The following is a 23,576-nucleotide window of genomic DNA, read 5'->3' as shown; positions in this document are numbered from 1 at the left end:
ATTCAGGTGGCTTAGTGCAGCTTAGCAAACTCGAAACCCCGATATCTGCGTCCCAAAATGCAGATACAGCAACGATTGGAACGCCCGCGCGCATCATTACCGATGGCCGCGCCGAGGTGACATTCTGTCAGGGGTCCGGTCCTGCCCATCAGGGCGGGCATGCTGCCCTTGATCATCTTTATTACCGTGATCCGATGAAAATCCTGTTCCCGCGTCCGGTGGCGGGGGATTTGACGACGGCGGTTCTGGTGACAACGTCGGGCGGGATGGTTGGCGGTGACAAGCTTGCCTTTGCGGGCAAGGTTGAGGCGGGGGCATCCGCCCTTTTTACCGCGCAGGCCGCCGAGAAAGTTTACCGATCTGTCGGGCCGGACTGCGAAATGTCGGTTGATCTGATGGTCGAAGATGGCGGCTGGCTTGAATGGTTGCCCCATGAATCGATTCTGTTTGATCAGGCACGGTTAAAGCGCAAAACGACGATTTCCGCATCGGGAACCGGCCGGGTTCTTGCCGGCGAGATGATGGTGTTTGGCCGTCTGGCGCGTGGTGAAGTGTTTAAAGCCGGACTGGCGCGCGACGCATGGGATGTGTCGATTGACGGACGTCCGGTGTGGCGGGATGCGCTGCATCTTGAAGGCGATGTGTTGCGTATTCTGGATCATGCGGCGGCCTTTGACGGCGCGCGCGCCAATGCCACGGCCATTCTGGTCGGGCATGGGGTCGAAGATCACCTTGATGATGCGCGCGCCTGTCTTGAACAGGCATCGGCGGGCCTTGCAAGGGATGATGTCCTGTGCGGTGCGACCGCGATGAAGGGAATTGTGATTGCGCGTTTCATGGCGCGTGAACCGATGAAATTGCGCCGGGTATACGGTGCTTGGTGGAAACAGTTCCGCCACAAGACAAGGGGGCTTCCCGAACGTTTGCCGCGTTTGTGGGAGATTTAAAACGGTGGATCCAAGGAGTAGGCAGGCATGAATTTGACGCCACGCGAAAAGGACAAGCTGCTGGTTTCGGTTGCGGCCATGGTCGCACGCAATCGCCTTGAAAGGGGGGTAAAGCTTAATTACCCCGAAGCCATCGCAATCATCACGGACTATGTCGTCGAAGGGGCGCGTGATGGCAAATCTGTTGCGGCTTTGATGCGCGACGGGGCCACCGTGATCAAACGCGATCAGGTGATGGATGGCATTGCCGAAATGATCCATGAAATCCAGGTCGAAGCAACGTTCCCGGACGGAACCAAGCTTGTCACCGTTCACGAACCGATCCGTTAAGGGGGTAAGCAGATGATTCCAGGTGAAATCATTACCAAGGAAGGCACCCTTATTCTTAACGAGGGACGCGAAACCAAAACCATCATGGTGGCCAATACCGGGGATCGTCCGGTGCAGGTCGGATCGCATTACCATTTCTATGAAACCAATCCGGGTCTTGATTTCGACCGCGAAGCCGCCCGCGGTTTCCGCCTTGATATCCCGGCCGGGACGGCAGTCCGGTTTGAACCGGGCCAGTCGCGTGAGGTCAATCTGGTGAAATATGCCGGGTCCGGCATGGTTTACGGCTTTAACGCCAAAATCAACGGCAAGCTCTGAGCGGGGGAACGATACATGGCATATGAAATTGATCGTCCATCCTATGCGGCCATGTTTGGCCCGACCGTTGGCGATAAAGTCCGTCTGGCCGATACCGACCTGATCATCGAGGTCGAAAAGGATTTCACCACCCTTGGCGAAGAAGTCAAATTCGGCGGTGGCAAGGTTATCCGTGACGGCATGGGCCAGTCACAGGCAACGCGCGCCGAAGGGGCGGTTGACACCGTTATCACCAACGCGCTGATCCTTGATTATACCGGCATCATCAAAGCCGATATCGGCATCACGGGTGGCCGCATTGCCGGGATCGGCAAGGCCGGAAACCCGGACGTGCAGCCCGGCGTGAATATTATCATCGGCCCGGGCACCGAAATCATTGCCGGTGAAGGCAATATCATCACCGCGGGCGGGATTGATGCCCATATTCACTGGATTTGCCCGCAACAGGTTGAAGATGCGCTTTATTCCGGTGTGACCAGCATGTTGGGCGGTGGTACCGGCCCGGCGGCGGGTACGAACGCCACCACCTGTACGCCCGGTCCGTGGCATATTGCCCGCATGTTGCAGGCCGCCGACGGCATTCCAATGAATATCGGTTTCTTTGGCAAGGGCAATGCGACCCTTCCGGGGTCGTTGATTGAGCAAATCAAGGCGGGGGCCTGCGGGCTTAAGCTTCATGAAGACTGGGGCACCACACCGGCCGCGATTGATACCAGCCTTTCGGTTGCCGATGACCTTGATATTCAGGTCATGATCCATACCGATACGCTGAATGAAAGCGGCTTTGTCGAACATACCCACGCATCGTTCAAGGGCCGTACCATTCACACCTTCCATACCGAGGGTGCCGGTGGTGGCCATGCGCCGGACATCATCAAGCTGTGTGGTGAAGCCAACGTTCTGCCAAGCTCGACCAACCCGACACGTCCATTCACGGTCAACACGATTGACGAGCATCTGGACATGTTGATGGTCTGTCATCACCTTGATCCGAAAATCCCCGAAGACGTGGCTTTTGCCGAAAGCCGTATCCGCCGCGAAACCATCGCGGCCGAAGACATCCTGCATGACCTTGGCGCGTTTTCGATCATTTCGTCGGACAGTCAGGCCATGGGCCGTGTGGGTGAGGTCATCACCCGCACCTGGCAAACCGCCGACAAGATGAAGAAACAGCGCGGCGCACTGCCCGAAGATGCGGGCAAGGGCAATGATAACTTCCGTGCCAAACGCTATGTCGCCAAATACACTATCAACCCGGCAATTGCGCAGGGCATTGCGTCCCATGTCGGGTCCATCGAAGTTGGCAAGATTGCCGATCTTGTGGTCTGGAAGCCGATGTTCTTTGGCACCAAGCCCGACATGGTGGTCAAGGCCGGGATGATCATTGCCGCAGCGATGGGCGATCCGAATGCCTCGATCCCGACGCCACAGCCGGTTCATTATCGTCCGATGTTTGGTGCTTATGGCAATGCACTTGCGAAATCGAGTTTCTCGTTCGTCTCGCAAGCCGGCATTGATGCCGGAATTGCTGCCGAGTTCGGGCTTTCCAAGGAATTGCTGGCCGTATCGAACACGCGCAATATCGGCAAAAAGGACATGAAGCTTAACGATGCGCTTCCGGTGATGGAAGTTGACCCGGAAACCTATCAGGTGACGGCGGATGGGGAACTTCTGACCTGTCAACCGGTGGATGTTGTGCCGATGGCACAACGTTACTTCCTGTTCTGATCGGATCAGTTTTATGCGTCACGCCATTGAACATATCCCGGTCGATCGCACCGACACATCCGAGGTCCGCGGTACGGTGACACTGGTCTTTTCTGACCGTCACCGTCGCCGTATTCGCCTGCATGATGATGCGGGCGAGCCTTTCCTGCTTGATCTTCCGCATGCGGTGCGTCTGGCCGACGGGGATCGGTTGCGCCTTGTTGATGGCGGGGTGATTGTGGTGCGCGCGGCCGAGGAGCCGGTTCTGACCATTACCGCATCCGACCCGATTGCCGCGGCCAAGCTGGCCTGGCATATCGGCAATCGTCATACCCCGGTCGAGGTCCTTAAAGACGGGCGGTTGCGGATCATTGATGATCATGTGATGCGCGATATGATTACCGGCCTTGGCGGAGTGGTCGAAAATGAAATTGCACCATTCAATCCGTTAAACGGGGCCTATCACGGTCTTGGTGGGGCGCATGGCCATAGCCACGGCAATGATCATTTCGATCATGAGGATCATGACTACAAACAGAGTCATGACAGCCATAGCCATAGCCATTCACACAGTCATTCACACAGCCACGGTGATCACAGCCATTCCCACGCCCATACCGCAGGGAAACCGCATGACCACTGAAACCCTGACCCTTAACCCCGCGGGCCTGATGCGGTTGATGACCTGGCTTAGTCCGTCATTTCCGGTCGGTGCCTATACATATTCCCATGGTGTGGAATATGCGGTGGAAGATGGACGGGTAAGCTCGGCCGACAGCCTGATCAACTGGGTTGAAGGGGTATTGGAATTCGGAGCCGGGCGGATTGATGCGGTGCTGTTTTGTGCAGCATGGCGGGCTGCCCTTGCCGGTGATGAAGATGCGCTTTTTGACATCGGTATCGAAGCCGATTGCTGGCGCGGGACATCTGAAATGGCGTTGGAGGCAACTGCACAGGGACGTGCCTTTGTCTCGACGGTGGAAAAGGTCTGGGGCGACGGGATGCTGTCACGCTGGGCCGGTCGGATGCGCGGTGATGATCGGTTGCCATCCTATCCGGTGGCGGTCGGTATTGCGGCGGCCGAGGCCAAAGTACCGCTCTGTGATGCCCTGACCGCCTATTTGCATGCCATGGCGGCAAACCTTGTTTCCAGTGCGGTACGTCTGGTGCCGCTTGGTCAGACCGATGGGGTTCGGTCCCTGTCATCCCTTGATCACGCGGTTTCCGTCGCGGTGGATCACGCGATGGCGGCCGAACTGGCCGATCTCGGGGCATCTGCCCCATTGATCGACTGGACATCGATGAAACACGAAACCCAATATACGAGGCTATTTAGATCATGAGTTCTCCCCTTCGTATCGGAATTGGTGGGCCGGTTGGCTCGGGCAAAACCGCACTTCTGGAGCGCCTGTGCAAGGCCATGCGCGACGAGTTCAATATCGCGGCCATCACCAATGATATCTATACCCGCGAAGACGCCGAATTCATGACCCGGTCGGGCGCGTTGGCGCCGGATCGTATTGCCGGTGTTGAAACCGGCGGCTGTCCGCATACGGCCATTCGCGAAGATGCCTCGATCAATCTGGCGGCGGTCGAAGATATGGCTGCCAAACATGCAGGCCTTGAGGCGATCTTTATTGAATCGGGTGGCGATAACCTGTCGGCGACCTTCTCGCCGGAGCTTGCCGACATTACCATTTACGTGATCGACGTATCGGCCGGGGACAAAATCCCGCGCAAGGGTGGACCGGGCATTACACGATCCGATTTGCTGGTGATCAACAAGACCGATCTGGCACCGCTTGTTGGTGCCGATCTTGGCGTGATGGACCGTGATGCCAGGAAAATGCGCGGGGATCGTCCGTTCCTGTTTACCAATCTCAAGGCCATGGATGGTCTTGACGACGTCAAGAATTTCATCATCGAGACAGGGGGGCTCCGCCAATCCGCAGCATCCTGATATGGGGATATAAGGAAAGCTGCACGGGCTTTGTCCGTTGCATTGTCAGCGGCACTGACCCAAGGATGACGGGAGCACGCATCGCCCGGCCAGAAATGGCCGGGCGTTTGTGTATAGTGTCATTGAGTTTTAAAAAGGGGGAGCCAATGGCACTTAAGGATGAAGAGCTCATGCAGATTATTGTTACAGCTGACAATGCTGCGTTTATTGACGGGGTTGCACCCAAAGGGCGTGTGTTTCCGGTAATCCAGTCGGTTATGAGGCAGCTTGGGCATGAGAGTTACCAGTTCGCCGGCGTAAATGAAAACCCTTTGGTCAAGAGGATTGAAGAGCTCCATTCTTCAATGTACCGGTCAAAGGATCTTGCGATTGGCGGTGTGCATGGCGGTGTTTATATGTTCCGCGACGTTTTCATCCAAATAAGTGTTCCATTGATCTATGGAACAGTTGAGCTCGACATTCTGCGACTCACTGACATGAGTGATATGCAGAAAAGGCTTCTTGCGATGAACCCAGCTTTTTTCAATCAGTTTGCAGACCAGTTTATTGATATTTTCGATTTTGGAGCTGGTTTTGAAGGGTTCGACGAAGCGCGTCACTTGGAAGAGCGACTACTTCCAAAGTTTGGATTGGCCAAATATCAGCTCCAAGCCGCAGCAGCAACGTTGTGTAGTCCTTTCGAGTTTCAAGGGGCGGTACAAAGTGGATTGCTTGCCGCAGAGTTGACTATCAAAGCGGGACTATCAGCAGCTGGATACACCGACCAGCAGTTGAAGAAGCTAAATCATGACATGTCTAACTGCGTGAACGCATTTTGCGAGGTTTACGGTGATGCAGACTTCGAGCGTATGGCTCGTGTTTCGGGAAGTTTGCCAAAGTTTGTGGAAAACAGATATTCGTCCGAACAACCGGGCCGTGTCGAAACTGGAGAAATCGTGATGAAAGCCCAATACATTGCCGGTGAGGTGATGCGCCAGCTCTCTGGGTGGTCACTTAGACAGAGGCTTGATGGGGTTTCCGAACGGTCTTATCCATAAGAGCAACTTTTTGGTTGCGTAATCCAAAATCATCTGGCAGATTAAATGCAACAAGGAGGTTGCATAATGTCAAATACCATTGAAAAATCGATTGAGATCAAAGCGTCCCGTTCCCGCGTCTGGAAGGCCCTGACCGATTCCAAGGAATTCGGTGCATGGTTCGGGATCAATATCGAAGGCCCGTTTGTGGTGGGCAAGGTGTCCAAGGGCATGATCACTATTGACGGCTTTACCCATGTGCCCTGGAATTCGACGATCAAGGCGATGGAGGAACCGGCCTATTTCGCCTATACATGGCATCCATATGCGGTTGATCCCGATGTGGATTACAGCGGCGAACCCGAAACGCTTGTCGAATTCTGGCTTGAAGAAGGTGGTGGTCAAACATCAGTTCGGGTGCGTGAAACCGGATTTGATAACCTGCCACCCCATCGCATTGCTGATGCGTTGCGGGCCAACACACATGGCTGGGGTGCCCAGTTGGAAAACATCAAGAAACATGTCGAAAACTGAACATAATCCTGCATATGGCGAACATGACCGTGATTTTTCGGTCATGTTCGCTGCTTTGGGCGATCCGACACGGTTGGCGATCTTTGATCGTCTGGCCGATGGCAAGCCGCGTTCGATCTCGGTTTTGTCCGATGATGCCGACATGACGCGCCAGGCCGTGACCAAGCATCTGCGGGTTCTTGAAACCGCGGGTCTGGTGCAAAGTCACAAGGTCGGACGTGAAAGCCAGTATGCCTTTTGCCCAGAACAACTTGCCGAGGCACGCGCCTATCTTGATCAGGTGGCGGGACGTTGGGAATCTGCCCTTATGCGGCTTAAAACCTTTGTCGAAGGCGATCAGGACTAAGTTTTTGAAATTCATTGCTTATCATCGGGCGGGTGCATTCGGCCCGATGATGGCGATGTCATTTTGCTTGGCGGGATGAAAATTTGCGGTTATCCCATATCGCGTTGAGCCGGTCGGGCGGACCGGTTAACGAAAGGCGTCCTTGCGCAAGGGGTTGATGCAGGGCCGTCTTATAACGGGAATGGGAACCGTTACATGAAGACCAAAGATATCGTCTATATCGCCTTGTTTGCAGCTTTGACCGCTGTTCTTGGCCTGTTTCCGCCAATCACACTTCCGATTACCGGTGTGCCGGTAACGGCCCAGTCACTGGGGCCGATGTTGGCCGGTGCCATTTTGGGTGCCCGTCGCGGTGGCCTTTCGATTGTGCTGTTCCTTGTGCTGGTCGCACTTGGCTTGCCTTTGCTTTCGGGTGGTCGAGGTGGTTTTGGCGTGATGATCGGGGTTACCGGCGGGTTCATGTTTGGCTGGGCCATTTCGGCCTTTGTTATCGGGCTTCTGATCGAGAAGTTCTGGAACAGCCTGAATGTCGTTAATGCGGCCCTGTCGATTGCCTTTGGCGGGATTGTTGTCCTTTATGCGCTTGGCAATGCCTGGGTCGCGGTGGTGGCCGAAATCAGTTATTGGCAGGCAACTGTTGGCGCGGCACCGTTCCTGATCGGTGATGTGATCAAGGTGGCGATTGCAACCGCGGCATGTCTTGCGGTGCGTCGTTCGTACCCCTTGATTTCCAAATCAGCCTGACGTCTTATGGGCGCAAGCAGAGATCGCCTTTGCGGTCTGCTTGCGCCCGTTCTCTGCTGATTTTGATCAGCACCCTTTCCCGAAGAACGCCGGACAGCCAACCCCATGATCCGTTTTGAAAATGTATCTGTGCAATTTGATGCACGCCGCGCCCTTGAAGGTATCGATATCACGCTTGGCGAAAAGCGGATCGGGATCATCGGGGCCAACGGATCGGGCAAAAGCACGTTTGTGCGGCTTCTGAATGGCCTTCAAACCGCGACCGGCGGGCGGGTTTTGGTCGATGATCTTGACCCGGCCAAGGATGGCCGCAAGGTCCGCCGCCATGTCGGTTTTGTCTTTCAGAACCCCGATAACCAGATCGTCTATCCGGTGGTGGAAGAAGACCTGGCCTTTGGCCTTAAGGCCCTGAAACTGCCCAAGGACGAGATCAATCGTCGCATTGATGAAATCCTTGCGCGCTATGATCTGTCGGCTTTCAAAACCCATCCCAGTCATTTGCTGAGTGGTGGACAAAAACAGCTTCTGGCGATTTCCGGCGTTCTGGTGATGGAGCCGCGCTATATCGTGCTGGATGAACCAACCACCTTGCTTGACCTGCGCAATCGCAACCGGGTTGAACGCGCCATTGCCGATCTGGACCAGACGGTGATTACGGTGTCGCATGACCTTGATCTGATTGCCGGGTACGACCGGGTATTGGTGTTTGAAAATGGCAAGATCGTCGTTGATGACATTCCGGCCAAGGCCATCGCCATCTATCGCGAGATGATGGCATGATCGCCGGCCTTTATATCAAGGGGAACTCAGCCCTGCATCGCGCACAGGCCGGGGCCAAAATCCTTGCGATGGTGGCGCTTGGTACCGGGGTGTTTCTGATCCCCGACTGGCCGGTGGTGGGGCTTGTGTTGATCAGTGTGATCGCACTTTATCGCGTTTGCGGTTTTGGCTGGCCGGTCTTGGCCGCTCAGATCAAGCCGGTGGCGTGGCTGCTTGCGATCTTTTTTGCGGTTCAGCTTTGGCTGAATGACTGGCAGGCGGGATTGCTTGTCATCACCCGGATTGCCGCCATCGTGATGTTTGCGTCCCTCGTCACTTTGACCACCAAAACATCCGATATGCTGGCATCGCTTGAACGTGCCATGCGTCCATTGAAACCTGTTGGGGTAAACCCGGAAAAGGTCAGCCTCGCCATTTCAATGGTGCTGCGCTTTATCCCGGTGATTGCCACGGTGGCATCGGAAATCCGCGATGCCCAACGCGCCCGCGGCCTTGATCGATCCATCCTTGCGATGATCGTGCCCCTGATTATCAGGACCCTGAAAATGGCCGATGATGTTGCCGATGCGATTGAGGCGCGCAGCTTCGACTAATGGTGTCTGAGTAGGGGGCAAAAGCCCCCGACACGCCAGGGGGGAGACGGGTACGTGGCGGCGTGCCGGGGGAAACCGAAGATCGGGGTGCAATCAGCTCAGGCCAAGATGCTTGGCGTGGAAGCGGATATGATCTTCGATAAAGGTCGAGATGAAGTAATAGCTATGGTCATAGCCATCCTGCATCCGAAGGGTCAGTGGATAGCCTGATGCCTTGGCAGCAGCTTCAAGGGCTTCTGGTTTAAGCTGTTCGGCAAGGAAGCCGTCGGCATCGCCCTGATCAACCAGTGCCGGTGTCCGGGCATCGCTTGCCGTGGCGGCCTTCATCAGTTCCGAGCTGTCCCATGCCTTCCAGACCGATTTGTCATCGCCCAGATAATTGCCAAGTGCCTTTTGGCCCCACGGGCAATTGATCGGATTGGTAATCGGTGAAAAGGCGGTGGCGGATTTGAAGGTGCCGGGATTGCGCAGCGCAATCATAAGCGCACCATGCCCGCCCATCGAATGGCCGGAAATGACGGCCTCGTCACTGACCGGGAAGTGATCCTTGATCAATTCCGGCAGTTCCTTGGTCACGTAATCATACATGCGGTAATTGCGTGCCCAGGGTTCCTGGGTGGCATTGACGTAAAAGCCCGCACCCTTGCCGAAATCATAGGCCTCGTTCTCGTCATCAGGGACGTGTTCGCCGCGCGGGCTGGTGTCCGGGGCGACAATCGCAATGCCGAGTTCGGCGGCAACGCGAAACGCACCGGCCTTTTGCATGAAGTTTTCATCGGTACAGGTCAGGCCCGAAAGCCAGTACATCACCGGAACCTTGGTGCCGTTGCCTGCCTGTGGCGGCAGGAAGATGGCAAAGCGCATGTCACAGCCCAATACAGCAGACGGGTGGGTGTATTGCTTTTGCCAGCCGCCAAACACCTTGTTGCTTGACGCGTTTTCAATACCCATTCGGGCCTCCTTCTGATCGGCCAGTACCGGAGTTTTTCCGGCACTGGCGCAGATTTTCAATCAAACTATCAATGATCAGTAATGGATAACCGAACGGATGCTTTCGCCTTCATGCATCAGGTCGAATGCTTCGTTGATGTCTTCAAGCTTCATGGTGTGGGTGATGAAGTCAGACAGTTTGAATTCGCCGGCAAGGTAGCGTTCAACATAATCAGGAAGCTGCGAACGGCCTTTGACGCCGCCAAATGCAGTACCGCGCCAGACGCGACCGGTCACAAGCTGGAACGGACGGGTCGAGATTTCCTGACCGGCACCGGCAACGCCGATAATCACCGACTCACCCCAACCCTTGTGGCAGCATTCAAGCGCCGAACGCATGACATTGACATTGCCAATGCATTCAAACGACCAGTCAACGCCACCATCGGTCAGCTCGACAATGACTTCCTGGATCGGCTTGTCATGGTCTTTCGGGTTGATGCAATCGGTTGCGCCAAGCTGTTTGGCAAGTTCGAATTTCTTTTCATTCAGATCGATGGCAAGGATGCGACCGGCACCGGCCATCTGTGCGCCGATGATTGCCGAAAGTCCAATACCGCCAAGGCCAAAGACCGCAACCGAATCACCCGGTTTAACCTTTGCCGCATTGACGGTGGCACCCATGCCGGTGGTCACACCACAGCCCAGCAGGCAGACTTCTTCAAGCGGGGCGGCCTTGTTGATTTTCGCAAGCGAGATTTCCGGCAATACAGTGTATTCCGAGAAGGTCGAGCAGCCCATATAGTGGAAGATCGGCTTGCCATTCTGCGAGAAACGGGTGGTGCCATCGGGCATCAGGCCCTTGCCCTGGGTGACGCGGATTTTCTGGCACAGGTTGGTTTTGCCCGATTTGCAGAATTTGCATTCGCCACATTCCGGGGTGTAAAGCGGGATCACGTGATCGCCAACCGCAACGCTGGTCACACCTTCGCCGATGGATTCAACAATACCGCCGCCTTCATGACCAAGGATGGCCGGGAAAATGCCCTCGGGATCGTCACCCGACAGGGTAAAGGCATCGGTGTGGCAAACGCCGGTGGCAACGATTTTGATGCGCACTTCGCCGGCCTTGGGCGGTGCGACCTGTACTTCTTCGATCGACAGCGGTTTGCCCGCTTCCCATGCGATGGCGGCTTTACAGGTAATGGTTTCGGCGCTCATGACGCTCCTCCGGCAAAAGAAATGATAATGGCAACAGTCTATTTATTTCACTCAGTTTGATAATCCGGTATTTTGGTAAATGACTTTTACTGTTGTGTAATAATATGGGCCAATTGCCATGAATGCCTGGGACGGGATCAGCGAATTTATCGCCGTATCGGAACGCCAAAGCTTTACCGCGGCGGCCAAGCAGCTTGGCATTTCAGTCGCCCAGGTCAGCCGACAGGTCACCGCCCTTGAAGAAAAGCTTGGCACCCAGCTTTTTTACCGCACCACGCGCAAGGTCAGCGTGACCGAGGCCGGACAGATTTATTATCAGCATTGCCGTCAGTTGCTTGATGGTCTGGGCGAGGCGGAGCGCGCGATTGGCAACCTGACCGAGGTGCCGCGCGGCAAGCTGAAACTGACCGCGCCGACAACCTATGGGGAAACCGTGATTGCGCCGCTGGTGAATGATTTTGTGGCGCGCTATCCCGATCTTGAAGTCCAGTGCCGTTTCACCAACCAGAAGCTTGATCTGGTGCTTGAAGGTTATGACATGGCGATCCGTCTGGGCCGGTTGGAGGGCACGACCGGAAGCCTGATGACCCAGCAACTTTCGACCCGCCGTCTTTATGCCTGTGCAGCACGAAGCTATATCGCCAAGCGCGGCGAGCCCTATTCCCTTTCGGAGCTTAATCACCATAACTGCCTTGTCGGGACGCTTGATTACTGGCGCTTTGAAGAGGACGGGCGCGAACGCACCATCCGCATTCACGGATCGATCCATGCCAATAGCGGGCAGGCTTTGCTTGATGCGGCGCTTAAGGGGATCGGGATCGTGCAACTGCCCGACTATTACGTTGATCCCTGGATCGCCAGCGGTGATTTGATCCCGGTCCTGACCAAATATCAGCCTTCAGACGAAGGCATCTGGGCGATCTATCCGACCAACCGGCACCTTAGCCCGAAAATCAGGATGCTGGTGGAGCATCTTGGGCGGTATTTGGGATCGTAAGTTTTTGCGTCACAGACCATCGGTTCGGGCGTCATCCTTGCAACGGGATAAAACGTAGCAAACGAGGTGACGCATGTCTGAATGTACCGATCAGCGCGGTGACCGCTGGGAAATTTACGAAGGCAAGGATGGCTGGCGCTGGCGACGTACCGCCAAGAACGGCAATATCGTCGGGGCCTCGACGCAGGGCTATTCGAAGAAATCTGATTGCCTTGCCAATGCCGAACGCAATGGCATGACCTGCACGCCGAAAGACTGATCAATCTTTCGAAACCAACCATGAAAAAGCCCCTCTGACCGGACTGGTCGAGGGGCTTTTTCATTTTGGATGCAGGTTTTCTGAACGTTCAATCCCCTTGATTTGGAACAGAAACTTTTGATGTGGCATCCAAGCTCAAGAGCAGGTCGGGTCTTTTTGTGTGAGCAGTAGTTCACCGCAGGAAGACCTTAGGTCTTCGACAAACTTTCTATCAGATTTCGATTGGTTTATAGGGGTAAGCTATTCTTTAGAAAATTTGCATCTCTGACCGCTAAGTTCGAATATTGAATATCATTGTTGCTTAAGGGACCTTGGTTTTGTCGAAAACCCTGATTGTCGTTGTTGCTGCCCGGATTACCGAATGGGCTGAAAAAGGAGAGCTTTCTCCTGGATACTTCAATCCGGACAACAGGTTTCAACGGGTTGTTGTTATCTCTCTTGTTGAGGACAATGCGGCAAAAGAAGTTGTTGGTTACCTGTGCGGCTCCAAGGAATATTCTTTCATATCCCTAAACTTGCTATCTGTTTCTGGATTGCTTCGGTCGGTGGGCTTTTCTGCAGTTTTGATGCGTGTTGTTGTGAAGCGGGAAGTTGTGCCACGGTTATCCAAACAGGATAATTTTGTGGTGCGCGCCTACGGCGATACATTTGCGGGCAAATTTGCTGCCATTTTGGCAGATGCCTTAAAGTGCAGGTCCATTGCGAGTATTCATACAACGTTTACGCACCTGCCTCCGACAGCGAAGCTGTCTTTAAAAAATAAATGCATACGATTTCTGGAGGGAAGTGCGCGGGCTTTTGCGCACAAAAACCTTGATGTTTTGGCACCTGTATATAGTCCGATCATTGCTTCTATTCCGGCCGCCTATCGATCGAAAGTCTGCGTCATCCCGAATGCGGTCGACGTAGGGCCAGAGAACGCCAAAACCAGTTATTCAGCGAGCGGCATTTTGAAAATTGTCACTGTTGGTCGTTTGGTTCCGGGCAAAAGCCCGCTTCCAATTCTGCATGGTCTTAGAGACCTTGAAGGATGGCATTTAACGGTTATCGGGAATGGTCCTTGCTTGTCCGATCTCAAAGACTGGGTGGAGCGTAATGGAAAAGAAACCACAGTTCGTTTTATACCGTCTATGCGTAATAAAGAGCTGGTCGAAACTCTCAGAAAATTTGACGTCTTTGCTGCCCACACTTCTTATGCCGAAATCCCTAAAACAGTGATTGAAGCCGGACTGGTCGGTTTGCCGGTTATCTTAAATCGGCCCGATAGATTTGCTGCCAGCGAGTATGAAAATGCACCCATCCTGTGGTGCCAAGGAGATGCAGAAGGCTACAAGCATGTCTTTGAAGGTTTTAGCGCATCCCGTGAAAGATGGTTGGAAATTGGGAATGCCAGTAGAAAACATTTTGAAAAGTGGTTCTCGCCTGTTTTTGCTGGAAAAAGCATGGCTGATCTACTATCGCAAAACACTAATGATTTCCCGCACTCGTCAAACGAGGAATAAGATCGCGTGACTACCAACGTACCAAAGCACATTGCAATCGTCGCAGGAACTAGGCCGGAGTTCATTAAACTAGCGCCGGTTATTCGGTCTTTGCGGGCGAAGCTGGGTGAGGCACGTGTACGCGTCTATTCGACGGGGCAACACAGAAGTCTTATGGACCAAGCAATCCACAGCCTTCACTTGAAGGTAGATGTTGACTTTGACTTGATGACCCATGCGCAACCGGCTGCCGAAATACAGCGACGTGTGATTTCTGCGCTGGACCGAGAGTTTCAGGCAAGGAAGCCTGACCTTGTTGTTGTGCAGGGGGATACCATTTCCGCATTTGGCGGGGCTATGGCAGGGTTCTTGAACCATATCCCGGTTGCACATGTCGAGGCCGGCTTAAGAAGCCACAACATCAACAATCCTTGGCCGGAAGAAGGGTTGAGGCAAATGATTGCGCGTATTGCTTCGATACATTTGGCCCCGACACCAATTGCGAAGGAGAACCTTCTGCAAGAGGGGATTGCGGAAAACTGCATTCACATTGTGGGAAATCCGGGGATTGATAGTCTGGTCGCGACGCAGGAAGAAAACAGCGGGCTTCAGCGGTTTGGCGATGGCGAGCATTTTCATCCGGGAAGTAAGCCTTTTGTGCTTGTAACCATGCATCGCAGAGAAGCCCTGCAGGGGGCTTTGGATGCATTTTGCGAAAACCTTGAAGGAACCGTCAAAAACCATCCGGAAATTGACTTCGTTTGGCCCGTTCATCCCAATCCAAAAGTTCGTGAAACTGTCGAACGCCATTTTGACTCTGCGTTGCCTAATCTGCATTTTGTCGAGCCACTGCCGTATGACGAAATGATGACCCTTCTACCAAAGGCCCGTGTCGTGATTAGTGATTCTGGTGGGATGCAGGAAGAGGCCCCATATTGTGGCGTGCCAATTATTGTAATGCGCGATGTTACGGAACGACCCGAGATTATTGATCTTGGGTTGGGTAAGCTCGCGGGAGCATGTGGTGCGAGACTTTCGGACGAGCTCGAACGAACGCTGTCGGCGGACGTGGATGAGCCGTCTGTCAATAAATGGCGTGACATTCAGGGCAGAGGTCAAGCCGCTGAGGTGATATCAGAGATCCTCATCAAACGCTTGGCAGCGGCAGAGCAGGTTTAAGCAGCAATCTTCCGGCACCATAGATTATGGTATATATCAGCAAAGTGATTGCAATTTCATAGATCGGTGGCAAGGACTGAGTTAGGCCTTGTACCAACCAATAGGTGGCGATCAATGACAAGCTGTTTGTGCATGAGAGTGCCGCAATCTTGGCGAAGGGCCAAGCCCATCCGTCAAAGCCGTTTCTGTTCGCAGTGATACCAAAAAATGCTGCAAGGCACAGTTTACCTAGGAGTATGCCGCAAGCGATACCGGTTAGTCCCCATATTGGCGCAAGTTGCCATGCGGTGATGAAGCCGAGCAATGAGCAAGAAATTGCAGCAGACATCAATCTTTTTCCGGATGAAATGGAGACAAGGTAATATTCCCAGCCTGTCGTCATCTGCGATGTGAGTATCGCAAAGCCCGCGACGATGATTACCGGTGTCAAATTGCCGACCTGGCTGTTCAATAGTATCGAAACAGCGGGGTTAACGATCAAAATTGCCAACGCTAATGCAGGCAGCGCCAACTCCGCAAATAGCATTGTATGACACTTTGCCACGTGACAGCAATCGTCAATCTCTCCTCTGCGCACATGTCCCGAAATTTTTGGGAAAAGCAGCCACCATATTGGGGCGCCTAACGCAGATAGAATGGATAAAATCATGATGCTGGCACCATATTGTGCTACGGCTTCTGCACCCAGAAAACGTCCCACAATCAATCTGTCTCCGAGATTGCCTGCCCATTCAGCAAGTCCAGCCAACATGAAGGGAAGGCCGCTGATGGAAACCTGAAGAAGGTTGCTCCTGTTTCTTGAATGATCAAACCTGGATAGGCGGATTAATTCTGGTGTCAAAAGACATAAAATGACCGAAAATTTTGCGGCGGCGATCGCAAATAACGCTGTCTCCAAGCTTAGTCTTCCAAAGGTCAGAATGACCGCAATCAGCAACATTTGAATCGCGAAGCCCGCGATCTGGGCATAGAGAGACTTTCGAGCTTTGATCATTGCCCGTAAATATTCACCGATCAGAGCTTCTATAGCAAAGAGCCAAGCTAGAACGGGGATGGCGAAGATCAGCCAGTCTGCGTTTTGGATAGAGACAAGCGACAGGTAAGTTGCGATTTCTTCGATCGCAAGTGCGAGAATTACGACAAGTATCAGGCATAGAATACTGACAATTGTGATTGCTGCGACAAGCAATCTTGGGGCGTCGGAGCTGTCGCTGTGGCCTGCCAGCTTGCGGATGAGTGTGAAGCCAAGCCCCGCCGAAACAAGTGGCACAAACGCAAATGACAGACTCATGATTTGAAGGTAGCTGCCAAAAACAGCAGCCCCCAAAGACCAGGAGAGAAGAGGAGTGAGTATAAAGGCGTTGGATCGTACAAACCCCTCGGCAACAAATCGAACACCGAGATCGCTTTTCAGGAAGCCAAGCGTTTTCCTGGATGCCTTGTGGATCAAGGTAAGAGGCCTTTCTGCAGTACGATGTAGTCTCGGTTGGCAAAACCTGGAAGTATTGCGGTCATTTTGCCGTCGATATCTGGTGACTGTCCTTTCTTGTGGATCCAGCTACGCAAGTTTGTGCCATTTTCTATGAAAGGTAGATACAGGAGCTGGCTTAGGAGCCCGGTGGCGATTTTCTCCAACATAGAACAGTTCAGATTCAGGAAAAGTTTTTTTGTCCGGGCTGATGACAAGGGAAATATACCGGGAAAGCCAAGCTTCTTATAGTGGCGGTCCCAGTAGAACCAACTCACATTCCATGGACGGGCAATATCCAGAATGATGAAGCCGCCGGGCTTTACGATGCGTACAAGCTCGGAAATTGCTTCTTCCTGATCTGGCATCAATAGAAGAGTGGCAAAGCAATAGGCCATGTCCGCCGAATTGCTGGCGATGGGTAAACATTGTGCTTTCGATACGACAGGGGTTGGTCGCTGTTCTTCCTGGAGACTCAGAAATTCATCACGTAGACGCATTTGTTCGAGCATGCCGGGGCTCAAGTCGACGCAGGTTACTTTACGGCCATGTCGTGCGAGGTCGACTGCATGACGGCCATTTGCGCCTCCGATATCTACGATTGTTTGACCTGCGCCTGAATACTTCTCAATCAAGCGCCACTTAAGTGCTTGTGGATATTCTGTCCCGATTTCGGTCTCGTAGCCTGCAGCGCGTTCATTAAAGTGCTGTTGTTCTGTTGTGTTCACTTCTTCGTCCCGCCCTGTCGCAGATTTCTTGCAATCTCCATTATCGCCTCAGTAATCGGACGGTAAATTTTTTGCCCGCGGAAATAAGGATACAAAGTGCCGCCAAATGACTTTTTGAAGTCGTTTAGGCCCTTCAGTTTGTCCTGTCGTGGGCCCGGAAATGCTTCGCCACATTCTAAATGATCTACCGAATGTTTGGTGAATTCGGTTATGGCATGCCAGATACCAAAATCATTTGCGCATAGCTTCAAGGCATCATTACTTCCGGCTGTCGTCCAATAAAGGGCCTTGTTTTTGTAGACCAGAAAATTATGAATCGCCAGAATAGTAGAGCCTCTTTTAATGATACAGCTTTTGGACAAACCAGCCTCAGCCACATCGTTAAATATGGACTCAAAATATCCTATTGGATGCCGGGGGATGCTATTGCGACGGCAAGTTTCCAGATGCAGGGCATAGTAAGTATCTAGTAAAGAATGGTCCGGTGTGATCAAGTCCGCCGATAACTGGTTGCGTTTTGCCTTGTTAATTTGTTTTCGGCAACGATGTTCTAGGTTCGACCAAATCTCGTTCTCGCCCATGTCGGCGAGATTAAGCAACCAGGATTGTGTAGAAGCATCGGAGTAGCCAAAATGGCACAAAGGGTTTGGAAGGGGATGTGAGGCAAGCACGAGGTCCGGAGCTAGTGGCGGACATGAAAGGTCCACTCTTCTTGCTGCTTCGCGTTGCGCCAGTTGTTCGATTTCCTGTGCTATCAGCGCACGCACTTTGTCTTGTGTTCTTCTAGGCAGCTTGCTGTCAATGGCAGGCCCTCCGGTACTTTCAAGATGCGGTCCTAGAAAGTGTTGGGCACGTTTCGGCAGGACAGCGACAAGTGGGATCAGAGCCAAGAGTTTTGAGTTGTCCTGTTGATCTGCAATCGCAAAGGATAAATCACTCGTACGAGCCCAATTGCTGCGTGCTTCAAGAAGTTCCCATCGATGCCATGCCCAGGCGCCGCCAATGTTGTCAGCGGCGTGGTTCCATTGGCTCGCGAGGCAGTTATGGCGTTTGAGAACTGTGAGCATCTTCTGTTTCTGACACGTTGGCATTTTGTCGAAGGGATAGCCAAATTCCAAGCAGGGCAACGAATATCAAGTGTATGTAATGGAATCTGGTTACGCTTAAATCGAATGCTTCTGCAACAAAAAGTCCTAGTAGGACGCCGGCAGTTATGTGCGAAAAATTTGACTGATTATCGGATCTCAATTTTGAACGATTGGAAATGAATATTGGTGAAATCCAAATCGTAGTTAATAAAAATGTTCCAAAAATTCCTGTTTCAACCAGAGAGTTCATGAATACCGAATGGACTGCTTTGATGTTTGATGCGTCAGGGAACAGGTAATCAGATCCTACGCCGAAACCAACGCCAATTAGCCAGTTGTTGATAAATCCATTCCATGCTGCGGCTAGTAATTGACTGCGTTCTCCCAAGCTGAAAACTTCGTGATTTAAAATGGTGGGCAGAAATGTTGCTTGGTGTGATTGAGTGGCGGAAAATGATGATACAGCTAAGCTAAATGAAATTACGATCACGAAGCAGAAAGCTGTGAAAATTTGACGTATATTTGAAGATTTGATGTTAATATATACTGTAGTTACAGCGAATAATAAAATTCCCATCCGGGAGAAAGAAATTATCAAACCTGCTATCGAGACTATGCGGATGAAATTTCGCATTCGTCGGGATAGCAACTTGTTGTAGGAGAAGCCGAATATGATTGCGCAAAGCAGTCCCAAGCCATTTGGGTTGGGGAGTATGCCGGCATGCCTTTGGATGTAAAATTTGTCATTTCCATAGTAAAATGCTCTATTGGCGATTATTTGTTCCAGCTTCAATCCAAATATTTGAATGTCAATTATTTCATAAGATCGTGTTGATATGTAGTTATTGCTGTATATTATGCCAATTATGGCGTATAATACAGAAAACGCACAAATATAAGATAAGGACTTAATTATTCCGACGTAAAAAATATCTATATTTCTTATTTTTTGAATGAGAATTAATATGAGAAATGAGGGGATGAGTGTTATTAGTGCCCTTTCTGTGGATTTTGCAAATAAATCAGAGTTTATTGATGTTGAAAAATAAATTAATGAAATCATTATAAGTGGTATTAGCGATGGGATTGTAATATCTTTAATTTTTAATTTTGTTGCTATAATTAATGATATTATTGTGACGTTTATTAATATTAGTTGTGATTTTCCCGATAATGATATGTCTAGTCCGTTTGCGTTTATTTTGCAAAATGGTATTACTAATAAAAATGAGGTAAGTATTCCTATTTTGTAAGAATTTATTTGATCTGATTGTGGCAATTTATTGATGATTTGACTGAATAATTTTTCGAAATTTTGACCCGATTGCATGTGCGTCGTACTCCGTGATAGCTTTTTTTCTTGTTCTTTGACTTTTTTCTCTTTCTATTGCTTTCTCCATCGCGATTGAGATGGATTGGGTATCGTCAATGTTCGCAACATGGTGGCCATTTGCAATGGTAATATTTTCCACAGTCCCTGCGCGGCAAATAGAGAGCACTGGTGTTCCGCTGCCAAAGTAATCAATGATCTTTGAGGGAAGGTAGAAGCTTTGTTCAAGCTCGGTGCTGTCAACCACAATCAATAAGTCAGAGTTCTGCATGAGTCTCAGGGCATTCTTGTGTGGCGTTTGACCCATATACAGTATTTCTCGATCGTTGTACTTCGTATTAAATTGGTCTAATTCGGTGTACTTCTCGTGCGCCGTGCCGTAGATTTCAATTCGGACCTTTTTTCCTTTAGGGATGTTAATTAACTGAAGGGCTTTAATCAGTATATCTGGCTGGCGATTGCCATAAAAGGAGCCAAAAATTCGCCAGCAATACTCTGTCGTTCCATTTGCAGGGATTTTTTTGGTGAGTTCATCGCTGTCGTGATAGAGGCGGGGATCGTATCCGTGAGGGACGATAGATGATTTTTGTCGAAGGTTTTTATCGTTATTGGTCATGTGCAGCATGAGGCCTTCGGTCGGGAATACTAGTTGGTTAGCATTCGCCAAGACCTTCTTCTCCAAGTTTCGACTGTAAGCCGAAAATAGTGGCACATTCTTTTGGTGGTCAGAATTGGACCAAGGGTCGGAGAAGCACGCAATCCATGGGAGTTCAGGGAACCTCTTTTTGAGGTGGAGTCCTATCAGGTGGGCGGAGTGATACTGTGATCTCGTGACGACACAGTCGTAGCCGTTTGGCAGTAAGTCCAGAGCCTTTTTGCGCACACTGCTGTTAGCAAGCAGCCATCTGTCTGGTCGCAACGGGAGTCTTGGCGAGCGGCAAAGGATTCTGGCGAGTAAGGAGGGGTTTACTTTGAACACCTCGCCATTAATGTCTTGAGCGTATTTACCCATTTCCGGGTCGCGGAAATTACTGACAAGGCCGGCTTCAAGCGTCAAGACGTCAATCTTACAGTTGGGAATGTTCCTCAGGAGCTTTGCTGTGACGAAAGCTTCCGGGCTGGCCGTGGGTGGGTAGCAATACCCAATGACAAGAATTCGAGGGAGTGTGGTCATGAGTGCATTTTCAATACATCTTGCCAAGGGTCGGGTTGTCGTAGCCGCTGTTGCAGTGCGGCTCGAATTTGACGAGTAAATCGAGTATTTCCTGGTCATCTGCAATATCAGCTGGATCAAAGTAGATGTTTGTCAGTAGTTTCGATCCAGACGACAAGGTCGCTAAATAAGATTTGAGTTCTCGTATGAGAGCATTCCTGCCCAGTGCATCAGGCGCTGAGAGGAAGCCCCAGCTGTCGATGAGTTGTGATGGTCTAGCGATAGATCCGCTCAATGGTATTTCAATAATGCCTGCACCACCACCGTACATGCCGCCATTAATGTAGCTAAAGACTGGCGTGGTGGATGTTGATATTCTGTAATTCAGAGTGGCGAGAAACTTGTATAACTCGCTGAGTTGATGTGGCTTGTTGAACTCTCCAAAATGTGGAGTTCTGAAGATATAGGGCGCGTTGCCAGTCAGGGTTTGTATTGCATTGTGGCCATCAACAATATCTCGTTGCCATATGTCTCTATCTTCATCGCGGTACGTGAATGTGGAATAGGGTTTACCGGTTGTATCGTCTATAGCTGCGTGCTCGCGATATCCATGGTTTACGAAATATCCACCAAGCGCTTGGAGGTCGCGATAAGTGCCCCAGTGTTTTTCTAGTAGTGCGCCTGGAATGGCGTAAGCGGCGCGAATGTTAGCTTTGTGAAGCTGTCTTTGTATCTTCAGTGACGCTTCCGCATCTCTGTTCGTATCGCAATCAAAGGATAAAAAGAAAGGTTGGACGTCTTGAAGGTGATTTTTTGTCCAATGAGTTACCTTGCGCAGGTAAAGGCTAGGAGCTAATCGTAAAGCTATTTTCCCGAGGAAAATTTGCGTTGAGCTTGTCATTGGTCAGTGTTTTCACATGCATTTGGCCGCCGAGTAATCTTTGGTATCATGCAAGTGCTAATATGCATAGGGAAATAAGGGGGGTTGTGTGTGCGATAAGCTGGGCTGCACGAGTCTGTTGTATGCTATAAGCATTTTTTAGACTCGCGCATGTTGCTTACTGCGCCGTCCAGCCACCATCGACCGACAGGTGTGTGCCGGTCATTTGTGAAGCGGCGTCCGAACACAGGAACAGCGCGGTCTGGCCGATCTGTTCGGGGCTGACGAACTGTTTGGACGGGTGTTTGTCCGAGACCAGACGGGTTGCGGATTCTTCGATGGAGATGTTGGCATCTTTGGCGCGTGCTTCGATCTGGCGTTCGACCAGTTCGGTGCGGACCCAGCCCGGGCAGATGGCATTTGCGGTGATACCGGTTTCGGCCGTTTCAAGGGCGGTGACTTTGGTCAGTCCGATCACGCCATGTTTGGCGGCAACATAGGCCGCCTTCTGTACCGAGGCGACAAGGCCATGGGCGGAGGCGGTATTGATGATCCGGCCCCAGTTTTTCTTGCGCATATAGGGAACGGCAAGGCGGGTGGTGTGGAAAACCGATGTCAGGTTGATCGCGATCACCGCATCCCATTTCTCGACCGGGAAATCTTCGACATTGGCGGTGAACTGAATGCCGGCATTGTTGATCAGGATATCGACGCCGCCAAATTTGGCTTCGGCATCCTGCATCATGGCTTCGATCTGGTCGGCCTTTGAAAGGTCCGCGCCATTATAGAAGGCGGTGACACCATATTCGGTTTCAAGGGATTTGCGGGTGGCCTCGATCGCATCGGCATCGCCAAAGCCATTGAGCATCACATCCGCGCCCGCACCGGCAAGTGCCTTTGCCATGGCAAGGCCGATGCCGCTGGTGGAGCCGGTTACGAGTGCGCGTTTTCCTGTCAGCATATTTCTTCTCCCTGAGGGTGAGTAGTTTGTTCCTCTTGTTAAGTTGGAAGGATCATGCCGCACTGCAACCAAACTGGCAAGAAGTGGTGTGACCAATTATCGCAAGGCGCGCTGATGGACTTGAAAACATGTGTTACCCCAAAGGTTTGCTTGTAAGGAGACGGACACAGAATTAAATTGCCGCGATGATAACTATCAGAGCTTCCAGACCCGGTGAGGGGGATCGCATTATTGAAATCTGGCGTGGTGCCGTTGATGCCACCCATGATTTCCTGACGCCGGAGGATCGTCTTGCGATTGATGATCTTGTCTGTGGATTTTTGCCCGATGTGCCGCTTTGGCTTGCGGTCGATGGCAAAGATTATCCGCTTGGTTTCATGTTGATTGATGGTGGTCATATGGAGGCACTGTTTGTCGACCCGGCCTGTCGCGGCAAGGGGATTGGCGCGGCTCTTCTGCGCCATGGTCTGGTGCTTCATCCCGCGATGACAACCGATGTGAATGAGCAAAATCCGCAGGCCATCGGTTTTTATGAAAAGATGGGCTTTGTACGCATCGGGCGCTCGGCCCTTGACAGGCAGGGGCGGCCCTATCCGCTTATTCATCTGAAATATGCGGGTGTGTAA

Annotated in this window: 27 protein-coding genes; 18 read left to right on the top strand and 9 right to left on the bottom strand. The window is 51.8% G+C overall.

The window, feature by feature from the left end; translation table 11 throughout:
• Positions 1-14 precede the first annotated feature (14 nt).
• The 13 genes from TH19_RS04785 to TH19_RS04725 all read left to right on the top strand — a co-directional run bounded on the left by TH19_RS04785 (position 15) and on the right by TH19_RS04725 (position 9,275).
• Positions 15-947: an urease accessory protein UreD gene (locus tag TH19_RS04785; RefSeq protein ID WP_114101180.1), complete on the top strand. Its 933-nt coding sequence runs from the start codon at positions 15-17 to the stop codon at positions 945-947.
• Between the two features lie 27 nt (positions 948-974).
• Positions 975-1,277 (top strand): urease subunit gamma, encoded by a 303-nt coding sequence (locus TH19_RS04780; RefSeq protein ID WP_114101179.1) that lies wholly within the window; start codon positions 975-977, stop codon positions 1,275-1,277.
• Positions 1,278-1,289: 12 nt separating this feature from the next.
• Positions 1,290-1,595 (top strand): urease subunit beta, encoded by a 306-nt coding sequence (locus TH19_RS04775; RefSeq protein WP_114101178.1) that lies wholly within the window; start codon positions 1,290-1,292, stop codon positions 1,593-1,595.
• A 15-nt stretch (positions 1,596-1,610) separates the two neighbouring features.
• Positions 1,611-3,323 carry an urease subunit alpha gene (gene ureC, locus TH19_RS04770; protein ID WP_114101177.1) on the top strand — a complete coding sequence of 571 codons (1,713 nt, stop codon included), beginning with the start codon at positions 1,611-1,613 and terminating at the stop codon, positions 3,321-3,323.
• A 13-nt stretch (positions 3,324-3,336) separates the two neighbouring features.
• Entirely contained in the window at positions 3,337-3,945 is a 609-nt protein-coding gene (locus TH19_RS04765) for an urease accessory protein UreE (protein ID WP_114101176.1), read from the top strand.
• A complete protein-coding gene (locus TH19_RS04760) occupies positions 3,935-4,645 on the top strand; it encodes an urease accessory protein UreF (protein ID WP_114101175.1) in 711 nt (236 codons plus the stop codon). Before TH19_RS04765 ends, TH19_RS04760 begins: the two co-directional genes overlap by 11 nt.
• The gene (gene ureG / locus TH19_RS04755; protein ID WP_114101174.1) at positions 4,642-5,262 is read left to right on the top strand and encodes an urease accessory protein UreG; all 621 of its coding nucleotides are present in this window, start codon (positions 4,642-4,644) and stop codon (positions 5,260-5,262) included. Before TH19_RS04760 ends, ureG begins: the two co-directional genes overlap by 4 nt.
• 146 nt (positions 5,263-5,408) lie before the next feature.
• Positions 5,409-6,299, top strand: a complete 891-nt coding sequence (locus TH19_RS04750) for a hypothetical protein (RefSeq protein WP_147250715.1) — start codon at positions 5,409-5,411, stop codon at positions 6,297-6,299.
• 66 nt (positions 6,300-6,365) lie between these two features.
• Positions 6,366-6,812: an SRPBCC family protein gene (locus tag TH19_RS04745; protein WP_114101172.1), complete on the top strand. Its 447-nt coding sequence runs from the start codon at positions 6,366-6,368 to the stop codon at positions 6,810-6,812.
• A complete protein-coding gene (locus TH19_RS04740; protein ID WP_114101171.1) occupies positions 6,799-7,158 on the top strand; it encodes an ArsR/SmtB family transcription factor in 360 nt (119 codons plus the stop codon). The genes TH19_RS04745 and TH19_RS04740 overlap by 14 nt, the downstream gene beginning before the upstream one ends.
• A 195-nt stretch (positions 7,159-7,353) precedes the next feature.
• Entirely contained in the window at positions 7,354-7,902 is a 549-nt protein-coding gene (locus tag TH19_RS04735) for a biotin transporter BioY (protein ID WP_114101170.1), read from the top strand.
• 105 nt (positions 7,903-8,007) lie between these two features.
• Entirely contained in the window at positions 8,008-8,682 is a 675-nt protein-coding gene (locus TH19_RS04730; protein ID WP_114101169.1) for an energy-coupling factor ABC transporter ATP-binding protein, read from the top strand.
• Positions 8,679-9,275: an energy-coupling factor transporter transmembrane component T family protein gene (locus TH19_RS04725; RefSeq protein WP_114101168.1), complete on the top strand. Its 597-nt coding sequence runs from the start codon at positions 8,679-8,681 to the stop codon at positions 9,273-9,275. Before TH19_RS04730 ends, TH19_RS04725 begins: the two co-directional genes overlap by 4 nt.
• A gap of 93 nt (positions 9,276-9,368) precedes the next feature.
• Here TH19_RS04725 and fghA read toward each other — a convergent pair whose 3' ends face one another.
• Entirely contained in the window at positions 9,369-10,226 is an 858-nt protein-coding gene (fghA, locus tag TH19_RS04720) for an S-formylglutathione hydrolase (RefSeq protein WP_114101236.1), read from the bottom strand.
• Positions 10,227-10,301: 75 nt separating this feature from the next.
• Positions 10,302-11,426 (bottom strand): S-(hydroxymethyl)glutathione dehydrogenase/class III alcohol dehydrogenase, encoded by a 1,125-nt coding sequence (locus TH19_RS04715; RefSeq protein WP_114101167.1) that lies wholly within the window; start codon positions 11,424-11,426, stop codon positions 10,302-10,304.
• A gap of 118 nt (positions 11,427-11,544) precedes the next feature.
• Between TH19_RS04715 and TH19_RS04710 the strand changes: the two genes are divergently transcribed.
• The 4 genes from TH19_RS04710 to wecB all read left to right on the top strand — a co-directional run bounded on the left by TH19_RS04710 (position 11,545) and on the right by wecB (position 15,342).
• Positions 11,545-12,423, top strand: a complete 879-nt coding sequence (locus TH19_RS04710; protein WP_114101166.1) for a LysR substrate-binding domain-containing protein — start codon at positions 11,545-11,547, stop codon at positions 12,421-12,423.
• Between the two features lie 73 nt (positions 12,424-12,496).
• Entirely contained in the window at positions 12,497-12,682 is a 186-nt protein-coding gene (locus TH19_RS04705) for a YegP family protein (RefSeq protein ID WP_114101165.1), read from the top strand.
• Positions 12,683-12,999: 317 nt separating this feature from the next.
• Positions 13,000-14,184, top strand: a complete 1,185-nt coding sequence (locus TH19_RS04700; RefSeq protein ID WP_147250714.1) for a glycosyltransferase family 4 protein — start codon at positions 13,000-13,002, stop codon at positions 14,182-14,184.
• A 6-nt stretch (positions 14,185-14,190) separates the two neighbouring features.
• On the top strand, positions 14,191-15,342 hold the full coding sequence (gene wecB, locus TH19_RS04695; RefSeq protein WP_114101163.1) for a non-hydrolyzing UDP-N-acetylglucosamine 2-epimerase: 1,152 nt from the start codon (positions 14,191-14,193) through the stop codon (positions 15,340-15,342).
• On the opposite strand, the gene TH19_RS04690 is transcribed toward wecB, so the two are convergent.
• The 7 genes from TH19_RS04690 to TH19_RS04660 all read right to left on the bottom strand — a co-directional run bounded on the left by TH19_RS04690 (position 15,311) and on the right by TH19_RS04660 (position 22,950).
• A complete protein-coding gene (locus TH19_RS04690; protein WP_181846312.1) occupies positions 15,311-16,792 on the bottom strand; it encodes a lipopolysaccharide biosynthesis protein in 1,482 nt (493 codons plus the stop codon). The two genes, wecB and TH19_RS04690, sit on opposite strands and share 32 nt — an antisense overlap.
• On the bottom strand, positions 16,789-17,538 hold the full coding sequence (locus TH19_RS04685; protein ID WP_114101161.1) for a class I SAM-dependent methyltransferase: 750 nt from the start codon (positions 17,536-17,538) through the stop codon (positions 16,789-16,791). Before TH19_RS04685 ends, TH19_RS04690 begins: the two co-directional genes overlap by 4 nt.
• Positions 17,535-18,605 carry a GNAT family N-acetyltransferase gene (locus TH19_RS04680; protein ID WP_181846311.1) on the bottom strand — a complete coding sequence of 357 codons (1,071 nt, stop codon included), beginning with the start codon at positions 18,603-18,605 and terminating at the stop codon, positions 17,535-17,537. Before TH19_RS04680 ends, TH19_RS04685 begins: the two co-directional genes overlap by 4 nt.
• Positions 18,580-19,956: an O-antigen ligase family protein gene (locus TH19_RS04675; protein WP_114101159.1), complete on the bottom strand. Its 1,377-nt coding sequence runs from the start codon at positions 19,954-19,956 to the stop codon at positions 18,580-18,582. Before TH19_RS04675 ends, TH19_RS04680 begins: the two co-directional genes overlap by 26 nt.
• Complete coding sequence (locus tag TH19_RS04670; protein ID WP_147250712.1) at positions 19,907-21,013, bottom strand: glycosyltransferase; 1,107 nt, start codon at positions 21,011-21,013, stop codon at positions 19,907-19,909. Before TH19_RS04670 ends, TH19_RS04675 begins: the two co-directional genes overlap by 50 nt.
• A gap of 127 nt (positions 21,014-21,140) precedes the next feature.
• Entirely contained in the window at positions 21,141-22,010 is an 870-nt protein-coding gene (locus tag TH19_RS04665) for a polysaccharide deacetylase family protein (protein ID WP_114101157.1), read from the bottom strand.
• A 157-nt stretch (positions 22,011-22,167) separates the two neighbouring features.
• Positions 22,168-22,950 carry a 3-hydroxybutyrate dehydrogenase gene (locus TH19_RS04660; RefSeq protein ID WP_114101156.1) on the bottom strand — a complete coding sequence of 261 codons (783 nt, stop codon included), beginning with the start codon at positions 22,948-22,950 and terminating at the stop codon, positions 22,168-22,170.
• A 185-nt stretch (positions 22,951-23,135) separates the two neighbouring features.
• Between TH19_RS04660 and TH19_RS04655 the strand changes: the two genes are divergently transcribed.
• On the top strand, positions 23,136-23,576 hold the full coding sequence (locus TH19_RS04655; protein WP_114101155.1) for an acetyltransferase: 441 nt from the start codon (positions 23,136-23,138) through the stop codon (positions 23,574-23,576).

It is taken from the genome of Thalassospira profundimaris, assembly GCF_003326675.1.
In the GTDB taxonomy this organism is placed as follows: Bacteria; Pseudomonadota; Alphaproteobacteria; order Rhodospirillales; family Thalassospiraceae; genus Thalassospira; species Thalassospira aquimaris.
This window is presented reverse-complemented; position numbering and strand designations above follow the sequence as displayed.